This is a genomic window from Limnohabitans sp. 2KL-3 (assembly GCF_001269405.1).
Taxonomy (GTDB): Bacteria; Pseudomonadota; Gammaproteobacteria; order Burkholderiales; family Burkholderiaceae_C; genus Limnohabitans_A.
The window spans coordinates 221,322-234,556 of record NZ_CXON01000005.1; the positions used below are offsets into that span (position 1 = coordinate 221,322).

16 protein-coding genes are annotated in these 13,235 nt (G+C 62.9%); 11 read left to right on the plus strand and 5 right to left on the minus strand.

From position 1 onward, the window contains the following. Positions 1–85: 85 nt before the first annotated feature. Together AMM41_RS09530 and AMM41_RS09535 are read right to left on the minus strand one after the other, a co-directional pair. On the minus strand, positions 86–1,372 hold the full coding sequence (locus tag AMM41_RS09530) for a Coenzyme F420 hydrogenase/dehydrogenase, beta subunit C-terminal domain (RefSeq protein WP_089956776.1): 1,287 nt from the start codon (positions 1,370–1,372) through the stop codon (positions 86–88). Between the two features lie 12 nt (positions 1,373–1,384). Further along, positions 1,385–1,975, minus strand: a complete 591-nt coding sequence (locus AMM41_RS09535; RefSeq protein WP_089957029.1) for an NnrU family protein — start codon at positions 1,973–1,975, stop codon at positions 1,385–1,387. A gap of 242 nt (positions 1,976–2,217) precedes the next feature. Here AMM41_RS09535 and AMM41_RS09540 point away from each other — a divergent pair, with 242 nt between their 5' ends. From AMM41_RS09540 to ccmI, 10 genes are all read left to right on the plus strand, one after another. Beyond that, on the plus strand, positions 2,218–2,499 hold the full coding sequence (locus AMM41_RS09540; protein ID WP_228769217.1) for a high-potential iron-sulfur protein: 282 nt from the start codon (positions 2,218–2,220) through the stop codon (positions 2,497–2,499). A gap of 194 nt (positions 2,500–2,693) precedes the next feature. Continuing rightward, on the plus strand, positions 2,694–3,341 hold the full coding sequence (gene ccmA, locus AMM41_RS09545) for a cytochrome c biogenesis heme-transporting ATPase CcmA (protein ID WP_089956782.1): 648 nt from the start codon (positions 2,694–2,696) through the stop codon (positions 3,339–3,341). Continuing rightward, a complete protein-coding gene (gene ccmB, locus AMM41_RS09550) occupies positions 3,338–4,069 on the plus strand; it encodes a heme exporter protein CcmB (RefSeq protein ID WP_228769195.1) in 732 nt (243 codons plus the stop codon). The genes ccmA and ccmB overlap by 4 nt, the downstream gene beginning before the upstream one ends. A gap of 13 nt (positions 4,070–4,082) precedes the next feature. Continuing rightward, complete coding sequence (gene ccmC, locus AMM41_RS09555; RefSeq protein WP_089956783.1) at positions 4,083–4,850, plus strand: heme ABC transporter permease CcmC; 768 nt, start codon at positions 4,083–4,085, stop codon at positions 4,848–4,850. Next, entirely contained in the window at positions 4,847–5,155 is a 309-nt protein-coding gene (gene ccmD, locus AMM41_RS09560; protein ID WP_089956786.1) for a heme exporter protein CcmD, read from the plus strand. Before ccmC ends, ccmD begins: the two co-directional genes overlap by 4 nt. Beyond that, positions 5,152–5,598, plus strand: coding sequence for a cytochrome c maturation protein CcmE (ccmE, locus tag AMM41_RS09565; RefSeq protein ID WP_089956787.1), 447 nt, complete (start codon positions 5,152–5,154; stop codon positions 5,596–5,598). Before ccmD ends, ccmE begins: the two co-directional genes overlap by 4 nt. A gap of 27 nt (positions 5,599–5,625) precedes the next feature. Then, positions 5,626–7,671, plus strand: coding sequence for a heme lyase CcmF/NrfE family subunit (locus AMM41_RS09570; protein ID WP_089956790.1), 2,046 nt, complete (start codon positions 5,626–5,628; stop codon positions 7,669–7,671). After that, complete coding sequence (locus tag AMM41_RS09575; RefSeq protein ID WP_228769196.1) at positions 7,668–8,282, plus strand: redoxin family protein; 615 nt, start codon at positions 7,668–7,670, stop codon at positions 8,280–8,282. Before AMM41_RS09570 ends, AMM41_RS09575 begins: the two co-directional genes overlap by 4 nt. Next, positions 8,282–8,851: a cytochrome c-type biogenesis protein gene (locus tag AMM41_RS09580; protein WP_228769197.1), complete on the plus strand. Its 570-nt coding sequence runs from the start codon at positions 8,282–8,284 to the stop codon at positions 8,849–8,851. The genes AMM41_RS09575 and AMM41_RS09580 overlap by 1 nt, the downstream gene beginning before the upstream one ends. Beyond that, a complete protein-coding gene (gene ccmI / locus AMM41_RS09585) occupies positions 8,851–10,122 on the plus strand; it encodes a c-type cytochrome biogenesis protein CcmI (RefSeq protein WP_089956791.1) in 1,272 nt (423 codons plus the stop codon). Before AMM41_RS09580 ends, ccmI begins: the two co-directional genes overlap by 1 nt. Positions 10,123–10,181: 59 nt before the next feature. Here ccmI and AMM41_RS09590 read toward each other — a convergent pair whose 3' ends face one another. Together AMM41_RS09590 and AMM41_RS09595 are read right to left on the minus strand one after the other, a co-directional pair. Then, positions 10,182–10,463, minus strand: coding sequence for a heavy-metal-associated domain-containing protein (locus AMM41_RS09590; protein WP_228769198.1), 282 nt, complete (start codon positions 10,461–10,463; stop codon positions 10,182–10,184). A 12-nt stretch (positions 10,464–10,475) separates the two neighbouring features. Beyond that, a complete protein-coding gene (locus tag AMM41_RS09595) occupies positions 10,476–11,228 on the minus strand; it encodes a DUF4395 domain-containing protein (protein ID WP_089956793.1) in 753 nt (250 codons plus the stop codon). Positions 11,229–11,276: 48 nt separating this feature from the next. Between AMM41_RS09595 and AMM41_RS09600 the strand changes: the two genes are divergently transcribed. Next, entirely contained in the window at positions 11,277–11,909 is a 633-nt protein-coding gene (locus tag AMM41_RS09600; protein ID WP_194944695.1) for a Crp/Fnr family transcriptional regulator, read from the plus strand. Positions 11,910–12,045: 136 nt separating this feature from the next. Here AMM41_RS09600 and hemE read toward each other — a convergent pair whose 3' ends face one another. Continuing rightward, the gene (gene hemE / locus AMM41_RS09605) at positions 12,046–13,182 is read right to left on the minus strand and encodes a uroporphyrinogen decarboxylase (RefSeq protein ID WP_089957043.1); all 1,137 of its coding nucleotides are present in this window, start codon (positions 13,180–13,182) and stop codon (positions 12,046–12,048) included. Positions 13,183–13,235 lie beyond the last annotated feature (53 nt).

Genomic DNA, 13,235 nt, shown 5'->3' on the forward strand with positions numbered 1-13,235 from the left:
ATTCCGCAAAACTGTTCTCTCCCCATCATCCAAAAGACACAGCGAAGTGTCAAGTTAAATTTACACTTTTAATTGGCTCTTGCATTCAGGTTTTGTGGGGGGTGTTGTCCACTTTGTCGGATTCAGGTCGGGTTTGCGGCTTCAAACCATAAGGTGCCGCCAAATCCCAAACATGTTGCGGCAGCATGTTTTTGATGCGTGCAGGCGCCTCGCGGCGCAGGTGCAAGATGGACTCGATGGCCTTCATCTCGACCCGAGCGCGCGCAAACTCCAGGCCGCGTGGCCCCACCCGAGGCATGAGCCAGTTGACCAGCGGCTTGATCCAGGCGGGCATGCGCCGAAGAGGCAGGCCCCCGGCGGCGCGTTCGGTGTTGGCCATGAAGCCGCGCACCGGGCCATCCCGTTTGCCCCGGCTGATGGGGGCGCTGGTGACCAATTGCGCCTGAATGCCGTCCAGCACCGCTTGGCCGCGTGCGTTGCGCACCAGCAACCACTGCTGGCCGTGCCCGCCCATGTAGCCCACGGTGATGTCGGCCAGCACATTGGTGTAGTCCACGCAGGTGCGGCAGGTCAGCGGAAAAAAGTCCGGCGGCAAGGTGGACAGCGGCAGATTCAAAAACGGGATCAGGCGCTTGTCACCCTGGTCGGTGCGCACCTCCACCTTGTAATCGGCGCGGAACTCCACGTAGCTGATGTCTTGTGGTCGGTCCGAAATCAGGCCCAGAAACTGGTGGAAATTCTCAGTGGTGGTGTTGTCCGAGCAAGGTGTGCCGATGACGTAGAGCTGCTCCAGGCCTTGCTCGCGTTCGAGCTGCGGCTGGATGGCGCGCAGGGCGTAAATCTGGCAGGGGATGCCGATCACGGCCAGGCGTTTGTGGCCTTGCGCGAGCGCAGGCTCCACCAGGCTCAGCAACGGCGCGTAACCCATGCGCATGCCCCGGCACTGCGCCATGTCCTCGGCGCGGGTGACCAGCACTGGGCGCGGCCGCCAGCGGTCGTTCGGATCAGCAGCCATGGCGATCACGGCGTCCACCAGGCCTTTTTCAAGCAGCACCTCGGCCAAGCGGGTGGTGATGCCGGTCCACTGCGCGCCTTGGGTGGGCGGGTCCAGGCGGGCGCTCAGGATCTGCTGGTAGGGACCGAAAAACAGTTCGTCGGGTTGGGCGCTTTGGACGGGGGTGTTGGTTTGGCGCACACGGCCATGCACACGCTGCTCCAAACCCGGGTAATCGGGCTGGATGAACTGGCAGGCCTGGCCGCAGCGTTTGGGCTCATCGGTGCGCGAGAGGCCGCAGTCGGTGCACAACTTGCGAGCGGGGACCCCAGCTGGCGCAGCAACGTTCGGAGCAGAAGGCGAACCAGTGGCTTGCACGTCAGTCGGCCATCAAACAGCGCGGGTGAAAGGCATCACGCCCACCAGCCAGAGGTGCAAGCCGCCCATCAAAAATGCGGCCCATACGCCAGTGCCCACCACCACGGCCAGCAAAGTGCTCAGCAGCTTGCCTTCGGGCGCAGAGTGAAGGCTTTGGCGATCGCGCTTTCGGGCCGCACGAAACACCAGCACTGACCAGACAAGGAAACCTCCAAACAAGAGCACATCGGCCAAGTTGCCATTCGACAGCAAATGCCCCAGCGCCCAGACCTTGACCGACAAGGTCATGGGGTGGCGCATTTTGGCTTTGATCTGGTTGCCGGGCACATAACTGGCCACGAGCAAGACCATGGCCACCCACATCAGCAAGATGGTCGCGTGCTGCATGCCACGCGGGGGTGTCCACAGCACCACCGGGCCCAGCCGTGCCTGGCCGTAACCTTGCACCAGCAGATAAAGCCCAAGGACAGCCACTGCGGCATAAACGGCCTTAAAACCCAGAGGCCCCCAGCGGGCGATGCTGTTTTGGCGCACCTGCGGGGCCAGACTTTGCAGTGAGTGAATTCCCAAAAAGAGCGCCAATCCGATGAGCAGTTGCAGCATGTCAAAACCCTTGTGTCTGGTGCGTATGAAAACAAAGCTGCATTCTGACACGCCACTGTCCATGGCGGTTGACATTTAAAAGCAGGGTCTTTCCTGTGTGTTTTGCTCAAGTATCTTGGGCTGAATGACAAAGTGACTGATGTGGCGCACAATGAACTGTTCAGTATTTTCTGACTGTTTCTTCCAAGGAATCTTCTATGTCCCGTTTTTCTTCCCTCTCATCGACCCGCCGCGTGTTCATGATGCAAGTGGCCACTGCTGCCACCGCCGTTTTGGCTGTGAGCGAGGCTTCTGCCCAAGCCATGGTGGACGAGAAAGACCCCCAAGCGGCAGGTCTGGCCTACAAAGCTGATGCCACCAAAGTGGACAAAGCCAAGAACCCCAAGTTCGCAGCCGGCTCCAACTGCGCCAACTGCGCACTGTTCCAAGGCAAGGCCGGTGCTGCCGCCGGCGGTTGCCCCTTGTTTGCAGGCAAGCAAGTGGCTGCCAAGGGCTGGTGCTCGGCTTGGGCCAAAAAGGCTTGATGCCTCCTGGTTAAAGCGGTCTACTTCCCGTAGATACCTCCAAAACCGCCTTCGGGCGGTTTTTTTGTATCCATTTCCAACCCCCAACTCAGGGCATACCCTGATTTACCAGCCTGAAACAAGGCTTTGGGCACACAAAGTGTCAATCCATCGTTACACTTTGCTTCGTCTACAACCGACCGGAAAGTCCTTTAATGGCGTCTTGGGTGCTCACAGCGATGGACCTGGCCTGCCAAAAGGCCCAGCGGACCTTGTTCGAGGGCGTGAGCTTTTCCGTGCCCGCAGGCAGCTGGTTGCACATCGAAGGAGGCAACGGCTGCGGCAAGACCAGTTTGCTGCGCATCCTGTGCGGCCTGTCCCCGGCGGCATGCGGCCAGGTGCAGTGGCCTTCTTCCTCCTCCCCGCAGTCTCCGTTTTCGCGCCCCGACCGTTCGGTGCTGCATTACATCGGCCACGCGCTGGGCCTCAAGCCCGATCTGACCGCTTGTGAAAATCTGTGCGCCGATGCCCAGGTCAGCGGCTTGGCGCTCAGCCGCCAGCAGGCGCTGCAAGCGCTGGCCGCGCAGGGCCTGCAAAGTCGTGCGCATTTGCCTGTGCGGGTCTTGTCGCAAGGCCAGCGGCAGGGTGTGGCCTTGGCGCGTTTGCGCACCAGCCCGGCGCGGCTGTGGATTTTGGACGAGCCCTTGGTGGGCCTGGACGTGCAGGCCACCGCCACGGCCCGCGCCTTGCTGCAGTCGCACGTGGACGCGGGCGGCGCTGTGGTCATGACCAGCCACCACGACGTGGGCCTGCAAGGCCCGGGTGCGCGCTTGCACTTGGGACGCGAGGTGGGCCGCGCATGAACACCCCCGCCATGACCGTCCCTGTGTCAGCGCTTGCGGCTCAGCCCATGCTGCCCAGCCCTTGGCAAGCCATGGGCGGCGTGCTGCGGCGCGACCTGCGCCTGGCCCTGCGGCGCAAGGCCGAGTGGTTGGGCGCGGTGTTTTTCTTTGTGTTGGTGGCGGCTTTGTTTCCGCTGGCCATCGGCCCCGAGCCGGACACGCTGCGCCTGATCGGGCCGGGGGTGTTGTGGGTGGCGGCTTTGCTGGCGAGCATGCTGAGCCTGGGCCGTTTGTTCGATGCCGACCACCAGGACGGCAGCCTGGAGCAGCTGGCGCTGTCGGCCGCGCCCCTGCCTTGGCTGGTCAGCGCCAAGCTGCTGGCGCATTGGCTGATCTCGGGCCTGCCCTTGGTGCTGCTGTCACCGCTCTTGGGGCTGCAGTTGGGTTTGGGGCCAGAGGCCTTGGTCATGCTGGCGCTCACGCTCTTGATCGGCACGCCCGTGCTGTCACTGCTGGGCGCGATCGGTGCGGCCCTCACTTTGGGCGTGCGCGGCGGCGGGGTGCTGCAGTCGCTTTTGCTCTTGCCTTTGTATGTGCCGGTGCTGGTGTTCGGTACGGGCGCGGTCGACGCGCAAATGCGTGGCCTCGGGGCCGAGGCGCATGTGTCCATTTTGTTGGCGCTCTTGTTGGCTTCGGCGGCGCTCAGCCCCTGGGCCTGTGCGGCGGCTTTGCGCTTGGCGCTGGAATAAACAGGAACGGACCATGAAGCTCTTTCACTACGCCGCGCCGCAACACTTTTACCCCTTGGCCGGGCGCATCTGGCCCTGGCTGGCGCTGCTGGCCACGGTGCTTGGCTTGGCGGGTTTGTGGGTGGGCTTCATGGTCGCGCCGTCTGATGCGCAGCAGGGCCAAGCCTACCGCATCATTTACATCCATGTGCCCGTGTCGTGGATGGCCATGATCATCTACCTGGCCATGGCGTTTTGGAGTGTGTTGGGTCTGGTGTTCAATACGCGCTTGTCGGGCTTGATGACCCGGGCACTGGCCCCCACCGGGGCCTTGCTGGCCTTTTTGTCGCTGTGGACCGGGGCCTTGTGGGGCAAGCCGATGTGGGGCACCTATTGGGTGTGGGACGCGCGGCTGACTTCAATGCTGATCCTGTTGTTTTTGTATTTGGGCTACATCGCCCTGACCTCGGCCATCGAAGACCCACGCCGCTCGGACCGGGCCGGTGCCTTGGTGGCGGTAGTGGGCGCGGTGAACGTGCCCATCATTTATTTCTCGGTCAAGTGGTGGAACACCTTGCACCAGGGCGCCTCGGTGTCGCTGACGCAGTCACCGCGCATGGCCAGCATCATGCTGACCGGCATGCTGCTGATGAGCTTGGCGATTTGGTTGTATGCGGCGGCCATCGCTTTGTGGCGCGTGCGCAGTTTGATTTTGGAGCGCGACAGCCACGCCGCTTGGGTGCATCAATTGCCCGAAGTGTTGGCGCACCGCGCGTACCGGGCTTTGCGAGGTGCCGCATGATTTGGCAAAGCGCAGCCGAGTTTTGGGCCATGGGCGGCTATGGCGTGTACGTGTGGGGCAGCATGGGCGTGAGTGCGGCCTTGCTGGCGCTGGAGGTCTGGCTGGCGCGCATGGGTCGCAGACAAGCGCTGGACGCGGTGTGCGAGGCCATGGAGGCTGCGGCGGAAGATGAAACAGATCACAGGTCTGTGCATGCTGTTGTGCCCCAGTCCCTCAATCTCCACAGGGGCCAAAACGGTACAGGCCCCAGTCCTTCGCACCCCGCAGCGCAGCAGACTTCTTTCACCCCCGGAGCCGCATCATGAAAAGCCGCCACCAGCGACTGTTTGGCATCGCACTGGGCTTGCTGCTCGTGTGCGGAGCGCTGTTTTTTGTGCTCAACGCCTTCCAGAGCAACCTGGTGTTTTTCTTCACGCCCACACAAGTGGTGGCGGGCGAAGCGCCCAAAGAGGGGCACTTTCGCGTCGGTGGTTTGGTCAAAGAAGGCAGCATCCAGCGCGACGGCATGGCGGTGGCTTTTGTGGTGACCGACACGCAGCGCGAGGTGCCGGTGCGCTATGTGGGCCTGCTGCCCGATTTGTTCAAAGAAGGCAAGGGCGTGGTGGCGCAAGGCCGCCTGGACGCGGGCCGCCTGTTTGTGGCCAGCGAGGTGCTGGCCAAGCACGACGAAAACTACATGCCGCCCGAAGCCCAGCACGCGCTGGACGAGGCGGCCAAAGCCCGCATGGGCGCGGCGGTGGTGCGATGACTCGCCCTGATCTGATCGGAGCTGTCTATGTGGCCTGAAGCCGGCCATTTGGCCTTGATCATGGCGGCCTGGGTCGCCTTGGCGCAGGCGGTGCTGCCGTTGTGGGGCAGCTTGTCTGCGCGGCGCGCGGGCTGGCAAGCGCTGGCAAGGCCTTTGGCGGTTTTGCAACTGGCTTTGATCGTGTTGGCTTTTGGCGCTTTGTGGCATGCGTTTTATGTGCACGATTTCAGCGTCAAGTACGTGGCCCACCACTCCAACACCTTGCTGCCCACGCCTTACCGTTTGTCCGCTATCTGGGCCGGGCATGAAGGCTCGCTGCTCTTGTGGGTCTTGATGCTGGCGCTGTGGTCGGTGGCGGTGGCGACGTTTTCAAAACGTTTGCCGCAGTCCCTGGTGGCCCAAGTGTTGGGCGTCATGGGTGCGGTGTCGGTGGGTTTTTTGGTCTTCATCCTCACCTTGTCCAACCCCTTTGCACGGCAGTTCCCGGCGCCGTCCGAGGGGCGCGACCTGACACCTTTGCTGCAAGACCCGGGTTTGGTGATCCACCCGCCCATGCTGTACATGGGCTATGTGGGTCTGTCGGTGGCCTTTGCTTTTGCCATGGCGGCACTGCTGTCAGGGCGGCTGGATGCCGCGTGGGCGCGTTGGGCGCGGCCCTGGACGGTGGCGGCCTGGGGCTTTTTGACGCTGGGCATCGCGTTAGGCTCATGGTGGGCCTATTACGAATTGGGCTGGGGCGGCTGGTGGTTTTGGGACCCGGTGGAAAACGCCTCGCTCATGCCCTGGCTGGTGGCGACGGCGCTGATCCATTCGCTGATGGTGACCGACAAGCGCGGACAGTTCAAGGCCTGGACCGTGCTCTTGGCCATTGGCGCTTTTTCGCTCAGCCTGTTGGGCACCTTCCTCGTGCGCTCGGGCGTGTTGACCTCGGTGCACGCCTTTGCCACCGACCCGGGGCGGGGCGTGTTCATCTTGCTGTTTTTGCTCGTGGTGGTGGGCGTGTCGCTGGCCTTGTTTGCCTGGCGTGCGCCGCAGTGGGCCAACGCTTCGCAGCCGGTGGCCGGTTCGCGCGAATCGTTTTTGCTGCTCAACAGCGTGCTCTTGGTGGTGGCCATGGCCGCAGTGTTGCTGGGCACTTTGTACCCGCTGATCATTGATGCGCTGAACCTGGGCAAGTTGTCGGTCGGGCCGCCGTACTTCGACCGCGTGTTTGTGCCCCTGATGGTGCCGCTGCTCCTGGCCATGGTGCCGGGCACGATGGTGCCTTGGCATGTGGCGCGCTGGGCAGCGGTGCGCTCGGTGCTGGTGCCAGGAGCCTTGGCGCTTTTGCTGGCTAGTGCTTGGGCCACTTGGGGCGGGGCACCGATGGGGGAGGGCAGCACGACCACTGCTGGCGGCTGGCTCACTGTGATGGGCGGTACGCTGGGCGGCTGGATCGTGCTGTCGGGCGCTTGGCAAATCGTGCAGCGCTTGCGCTTGTCCGGCTCGCCGGGCCTGGCCTGGTGGGGCATGCAGGTGGCGCACTTGGGCGTGGCGGTGCTGGTGCTGGGCATCACGGGCGTGAAGTCCTTTCAGGTCGAGCGCGATGTGCGCCTGGGCTTGGGCGACTCGGTCACGGTGGCCGGTGTGCGTTACCAATTGCTCAGCGTGGACCAGCACTTGGGGCCCAACTACCTCGCCTTGCGCGCCCAGATGAAGATGTTTGAAGGCGAGCCTGGCCGTGAGCGTGAAGTGGGCACCCTGCAGCCTGAAAAGCGCCGCTATGTGTCGAGCGCCATGCCCATGACCGAGGCGGCGATTGACCGCAACCTGTGGCGCGACCGCTATGTGTCTTTGGGCGAGCCCTTGGCGGGCGAGCCGCCGCAGTGGAGTTTCCGGGTCTACCACAAGCCTTTTGTGTCGTGGATCTGGTTGGGGGCGGTGTTCATGGTGCTGGGCGGTGGCTTGGCGGCGTTTGATCGGCGCTACCGGCAGGTGCCATCGGCAGCGCGTGCGCCTGGTGCTCAGGCTGTGGGTGCGTCTGGTGTGCGAGTTGCAGCGCCTGTGCCTGTGGCCAAAGGTGCTGTTTCATGAGCGCGCTGTCTGCCAAGGCCCCAAGTCGGCGCATGCCACGCTGGGTGTTTGTGCCGCTGGCGCTGTTTTTGGGCATGGTGGTGTTTTTGGCGGTGGGCCTCACGCGCAACCCGCAAGAGATTCCCTCGCCACTCATTGGCCGCCCCGCACCGGCTTTTGAATTGCCGGTGGTGGGCGGGCCGGGCGTGTTCAACGCGGCGCAGTTCAAGGGGCAGCTCACCCTGGTCAACCTGTGGGCCACCTGGTGCGCGGGCTGCAAGGAAGAGCACCCGATTTTGATGGCGCTGGCCCGCCAGCCCGGCCTGAAGATGGTAGGCATCAACTACAAAGAGCTGCAGGCCTCGGAGCTGTCGGGGCAGGACCCGCAAAGCGCCGAATCGGTGCAAAAAGCCACGGCCCGCAGCCAGGCCTGGCTGCAAAAACACGGCCAGGCTTTTGGTGTGAACCTGCTGGACATGGACGGCCGGGTGGGCATGGATTTTGGTGTGTACGGTTTGCCCGAAACCTATTTGATCGACCGCGAGGGCGTGGTGCGTTTCAAGCACGCCGGGGCTTTGACGCCCGATGTGGTGCAGCAAAAACTCTTGCCCTTGCTGCGAGGGGTGAACTGATGCGCGCGGTGCTGCAGTGCGTGCTGGCCTGCGTTGGGCTGTGGTGCGCCTGTGCGGCGGCCCAAGCGCCGGTTGGTTCGGCAATGGGTGTGGCCAATGTTGCGACAGATGCTGCGAACAGCGGTGCTTCAGTCACATCGATTGTGCAGGCGACTTTGCCAGGTGTGGGCGCGCCTGTGGCAGCGCACACCGATGCCCCCATGTCGCCCGCTGTGCAGGCGCGCTGGGATCACATCGCGGCCGAGTTGCGTTGCCTGGTGTGCCAAAACGAATCCCTGGCTTCGTCGAATGCCGAGCTGGCGCTGGACTTGCGCCGCGAGCTGCGCGTCCTGATCGAGCGGGGCCAAAGCGATGCCGACATCCGCAGCTTTCTGGTCAGCCGCTATGGTGACTTTGTGCTCTACAAGCCCGAGGTCAAGCCCGTGACCTGGCTCTTGTGGTTTGGCCCCTTTGTGTTGTTGTTGGGCGCGTTGGCCCTGGCGCTGCGCTTGATGCGCCGCACACCTGCCGCGCCCGTGCCTTTGACCGAACGCGAGCGCGAACGTGCCCGCCAACTGCTGGAGTCCTGATGTCCTTTTTGCCGCCTTGGCTGGGTTTGTTGTGGGTGCTGCTGGCCTTGGGGGCGCTGGCGGCGGGGGTCTTGCTGCGTGGTTTGAGGTCACAGGGACAAGCCGTGGCCATCGCAGAGCAGTCGCGTACCAACCGCGACATCCATCAGCAGCACCTGGCCGATCTGGACCGTTCTTTGGCCGAAGGTCGTTTGACGGCCCTTCAGCATCAGGCAGCTCGAGATGAGTTGCTGCGCCATCTGTTGGACGATGCATCGCGGGCCGATGAGCATCCTGTGGCTGCCGTTCCTGCACGGTGGCTTTGGTTGGTCGGGGCTTTGGTCTTGCTCAGTGGCCTGAGCTATTGGCAGCTGGGTGCACCGCAAAGCTGGTGGCCTGTGCCCTTGAGCCAGCAGGTCAAGATCAGCGCCACCACACCCGAGCAATTGGCCGAGCAAACCCGCGTGTGGCAACAAGCCACGCAAGAGCGGCCCAAAGATGCCCAAGCTTGGTTGACGCTGGCGCGGCTGCACGCTGCCCAAAACGCGCATGCCCCAGCCGAACAGGCCCTGGCGCGTGTGTTGGCCTTGTCGCCCGAGCCCGATCTGTGGATCGAGCGGGCGCAAATGAAAGCCTTAAGTGCAGGTGGCGTCTACACCGGAGAGCCTTGGCAGTGGATTGAAGACGTGCTGCGCACACAGCCGCAGCACCTGAACGCGCTGGTGCTTGCGGGCAGCGCGGCGCTGTCTGAAAAACGGCACGCCGCAGCGCAAGACTACTGGCAGCGTGCCTTGGCTTTGGTGCCTGCTGACAGCGAGGCGGGCCAAGGCTTGCAGCAGGCGCTGGCGAAAGCGGCCGAGATGATGGCGGAGATGGCGGCAGCACCTGGAGCAACCGCAGCAGCGGGGGCAGGGATGGTGTCCGCAGTGACTCCGGCAGGTGACACCAAGCCCCTCATTCAGGGCGAGGTCCGTGTCTCGCCCGAGGTGCAAAGCCAAATCGCTGCAGGTTCCACCTTGTTTGTTTACGCCATGGCCGAAGAGGGCTCGCGCCGCCCCGTGGCCATTTGGCGCGGCACGCCTGACGCTTGGCCTGTTCCTTTTGCTTTGAACGACAGCATGGGCATGGGGGCACCACCCTTGTTGTCATCGCTGACACAAGTGCGTTTGGTCGCTCGCATTTCCAAAACCGGATCAGCGCAAAAGCAAGCTGGCGATTTTCAGGTGGAGATGCCGGGCGTCAAGACCGGCGTGCGTGGCCTTGTGTTGAACATGGTCGTTGCCTCCCCGTAGATCGGGTTTTGAGGGCGTGAGCGTCATTTTGTCGTGGAGCGACTTTTCAGTGCCAGTGTTCAAGCACTGACCTTGCCGATCGCGCAGCTCACCATCGACTTGGCCTGCGCCAAACCCGACTGAAAGCCGGCCACCGTGCCTTGTTCGGGGTAGCCCATGCTGCGCAGTTTCTCGGCGATGGCGCTGCGTTCGGATTCATCGGCCAAGAGCGTGATGCGCTGCTGTTCACGGTCGATGTGTACCTCGCTCACGCCCGCGATGCTGCACAAGCCTTTGCGGATGGAGTTTTCGCAGCCGCCGCATTTGATGTTTTCGACGTCAAAGGTCAGTGGGGTGTTCATGGGAAGGTCCTTTCAAAGACAGCCGTTGTGTTGTTTCCAAATGGTTTCGTGGCCCATGGCCTTGGCAAAATCGGGCACCTTGCAGCGCTCTACTTCGCTGGCCTTGGGGTGGGTGGAGGGCACTTGCACCGCAGGGTGGTGCATGCCGCGCAGCTCGGGGCCCTGTGACACCCAACCCGCCACAACCACCATCACCGCTGCAAACCCCAAGAGCAGCAAGCCCTGACCCCAATGCCCTCCCGCACCGACCGGTGCTGTGTAGCGACAGGTGCCGCCGGGGCACAGTTGGGCTTGAGCTGGGCGCAACCAGTCGTGCAATTTGCAGCCGATGCAAATGCCGAATGCGGTTTCAAAAAACATCAACAACAAACAGGTGCCGCACACCAACATGTTCAGAGGCCCGATGCTGCGCTCAATCACCAGCAAATACAGCATCCACAGGCCCAGAGCCCATCCGATACCCCAGGCAAACCGCTTTTGGGGCGCGCCCACGTATTCGGGCTCTTGGCCGCGCACGACCCATTGGCCCATGATCATGGCCGGTGCCCAGCGCGGGTTGACGAACAGGCGAATACTGAACTCGATCACAAAGGCCACCACAAAAACCTGTGTGGCTTTGAATTGCCCCAAAAGCAAGGCTTGCGCAAAGGCGGCGAAGGCCAACAAAAACAAAATGCCGGCACTTGCACGCACCGCGCGTTCGTTGAACACAGGCACCTTGTAGTCCGGCAGGGTTTGGCCAAATGCAAAGAAGGGCGTTGTCATACTACCAGTATGGGGTGCGGCGGTGATTTCTCATATGATTTGAATCACATGAACAACTCAGCCACCGATATGCCTGCCGACCCGCGTCTGCTGGCCCTTTTGCCGCCTGCCATCGTGGACGATTGCGAGCTGCGACGGATGCGCAAAGGCGAGCGTTTGTTTGCCAAAGGCCAGCGTCCGCGCCATTTGTTTTGGGTGCACACGGGCCAAGTGGTGCTCGAGCGCGCTGCGGCCAACGGCACCAGCGTGGTTTTGCAGCGCACCCACCAAGGCTTTGTCAGCGAGGCCAGCTTGCAGTCCCCTCATTACCATTGCGACGCGGTGGTGGTGGTGAATGCGCGCATCACCTGTGTCCCCATGCCCGCGCTCTTGCAAGCACTGACCGACGACGCAGCCTTTGCTTTGCGCTGGATCGCCATGCTCAACCAAGAGGTGCGCCGCTTGCGCCTGCAGTGCGAACGCCTGAACCTCAAGGGCGTCCAAGCGCGTCTCTTGCACTGGCTGGAGACCGAAGGCACGGGTGGTTGCTGCTCCGTTACGGCGGGCTACAAATCGTTGGCTGCTGAATTGGGTGTGAGCCACGAAGCGCTCTACCGCGCCTTGGCCGACATGGCGGCAGCGGGCCTGGTGCTGCGCGAGCCAGATCGATTGTGTTTGAAGACCAAGAGTCCGTTTCCTTGAACGGCATGCTCTGTGCTTGCGCGTTGAGCAGGCGTTTTGACAAGGAGAAATGGGCCGACCTCAGCGTGGGTTTTGAGGGCTCGGCGATTTTCATCATCGCACAGGCACTTTGGCCGCCCCCCTGAAAAGCCGTAACTCAGCCTTGCCGCAATTTCCGCGAATGGCTGTGCACCGCCTCCACCAGCGCCGTCACATGCTCGGGCGGGGTGTACTGGCTGATGCCGTGGCCCAGGTTGAAGATGTGGGTGGGGCCGGTTTGGGTGGTGTCGGTGTGTGGCGTGCCAAAGCTGTCCAGCACGCGGTGCACCTCGGAGGCGATCTGCGCGGGGGGTGCAAACAAGATGTTGGGGTCGATGTTGCCTTGCAGCGCTTTGCCGGGGCCACCGACTTCGCCGCCCACGAGAGCCCGTGCACGGCCCAGGTTCATGGTCCAGTCCAGACCCAGCACGTCGCAGTTCAGGCCCGCCATCTCGGGCAACCACAAGCCGCCGCCTTTGGTGAAGACGATGCTGGGGATGCGCTGGCCGTTGTGCTCGGTCTTCAATTGGCTCAGCACGCGGGCCGTGTAGGCCAGGCTGAATTGCTGGAAAGCGCCATCGGCCAACACGCCGCCCCAGCTGTCAAAAATCATGGCCGCTTGCGCACCCGCTTCGATCTGGGTGTTCAGGTACAAGGCCACCGCATCGGCGTTGATTTCCAGAATGCGGTGCATCAAATCCGGGCGGCTGTACATCAGGGTCTTCACATGCCGGTAGTCGTCAGAGCCTGCGCCCTCGACCATGTAGCAAGCCAGCGTCCAGGGGCTGCCGGAAAAGCCGATCAGCGGTACGCGGCCGTTCAGCGCCTTGCGGATGCTGGTGACCGCGTCGAACACATAGCGCAGCTTGTTCATGTCGGGCACGGCCAACTCGGCCACGGCCGCTTCGTCGCGCACGTTCTTGGCAAAACGCGGGCCTTCGCCTTGGGCAAAGGACAGGCCCAAGCCCATGGCGTCGGGCACGGTGAGGATGTCGCTGAACAAGATGGAGGCATCGAGCGGGTAACGATCGAGTGGCTGGAGCGTGACTTCGGTGGCGTAGTCGACGTTGGTGGCCAGGCCCATGAAGCTGCCGGCCTTGGCGCGGGTGGCGCAGTACTCGGGCAAATAGCGGCCGGCTTGGCGCATGAGCCAGACGGGGGTGTGGTCGGTGGCCTGGCGCAGGCAAGCGCGAAGGAAGGTGTCGTTTTGCAGGGGGGCAAATGACGAAGATGTGGATGTGGTGTTGGATGCCATGAAATAACCCGAAGTCAAGGTGCACATTGTCTCAGGCTGTCAAGCCAGGGTCC

What these genes read in the sequence shown, in the direction of transcription:
- AMM41_RS09600 (WP_194944695.1), top strand. Translation starts at nt 11,277, where the DNA reads ATGAACAACTCAGCCACCGATATGCCTGCCGACCCGCGTCTGCTGGCC.
- ccmD (WP_089956786.1), top strand. Translation starts at nt 4,847, where the DNA reads ATGATTTGGCAAAGCGCAGCCGAGTTTTGGGCCATGGGCGGCTATGGC.
- ccmB (WP_228769195.1), top strand. Translation starts at nt 3,338, where the DNA reads ATGAACACCCCCGCCATGACCGTCCCTGTGTCAGCGCTTGCGGCTCAG.
- AMM41_RS09580 (WP_228769197.1), top strand. Translation starts at nt 8,282, where the DNA reads ATGCGCGCGGTGCTGCAGTGCGTGCTGGCCTGCGTTGGGCTGTGGTGC.
- AMM41_RS09570 (WP_089956790.1), top strand. Translation starts at nt 5,626, where the DNA reads ATGTGGCCTGAAGCCGGCCATTTGGCCTTGATCATGGCGGCCTGGGTC.
- AMM41_RS09535 (WP_089957029.1), bottom strand. Translation starts at nt 1,975, where the DNA reads ATGCTGCAACTGCTCATCGGATTGGCGCTCTTTTTGGGAATTCACTCA.
- AMM41_RS09590 (WP_228769198.1), bottom strand. Translation starts at nt 10,463, where the DNA reads ATGAACACCCCACTGACCTTTGACGTCGAAAACATCAAATGCGGCGGC.
- AMM41_RS09595 (WP_089956793.1), bottom strand. Translation starts at nt 11,228, where the DNA reads ATGACAACGCCCTTCTTTGCATTTGGCCAAACCCTGCCGGACTACAAG.
- ccmC (WP_089956783.1), top strand. Translation starts at nt 4,083, where the DNA reads ATGAAGCTCTTTCACTACGCCGCGCCGCAACACTTTTACCCCTTGGCC.
- ccmA (WP_089956782.1), top strand. Translation starts at nt 2,694, where the DNA reads ATGGCGTCTTGGGTGCTCACAGCGATGGACCTGGCCTGCCAAAAGGCC.
- AMM41_RS09540 (WP_228769217.1), top strand. Translation starts at nt 2,218, where the DNA reads ATGCAAGTGGCCACTGCTGCCACCGCCGTTTTGGCTGTGAGCGAGGCT.
- AMM41_RS09575 (WP_228769196.1), top strand. Translation starts at nt 7,668, where the DNA reads ATGAGCGCGCTGTCTGCCAAGGCCCCAAGTCGGCGCATGCCACGCTGG.
- hemE (WP_089957043.1), bottom strand. Translation starts at nt 13,182, where the DNA reads ATGGCATCCAACACCACATCCACATCTTCGTCATTTGCCCCCCTGCAA.
- ccmE (WP_089956787.1), top strand. Translation starts at nt 5,152, where the DNA reads ATGAAAAGCCGCCACCAGCGACTGTTTGGCATCGCACTGGGCTTGCTG.
- ccmI (WP_089956791.1), top strand. Translation starts at nt 8,851, where the DNA reads ATGTCCTTTTTGCCGCCTTGGCTGGGTTTGTTGTGGGTGCTGCTGGCC.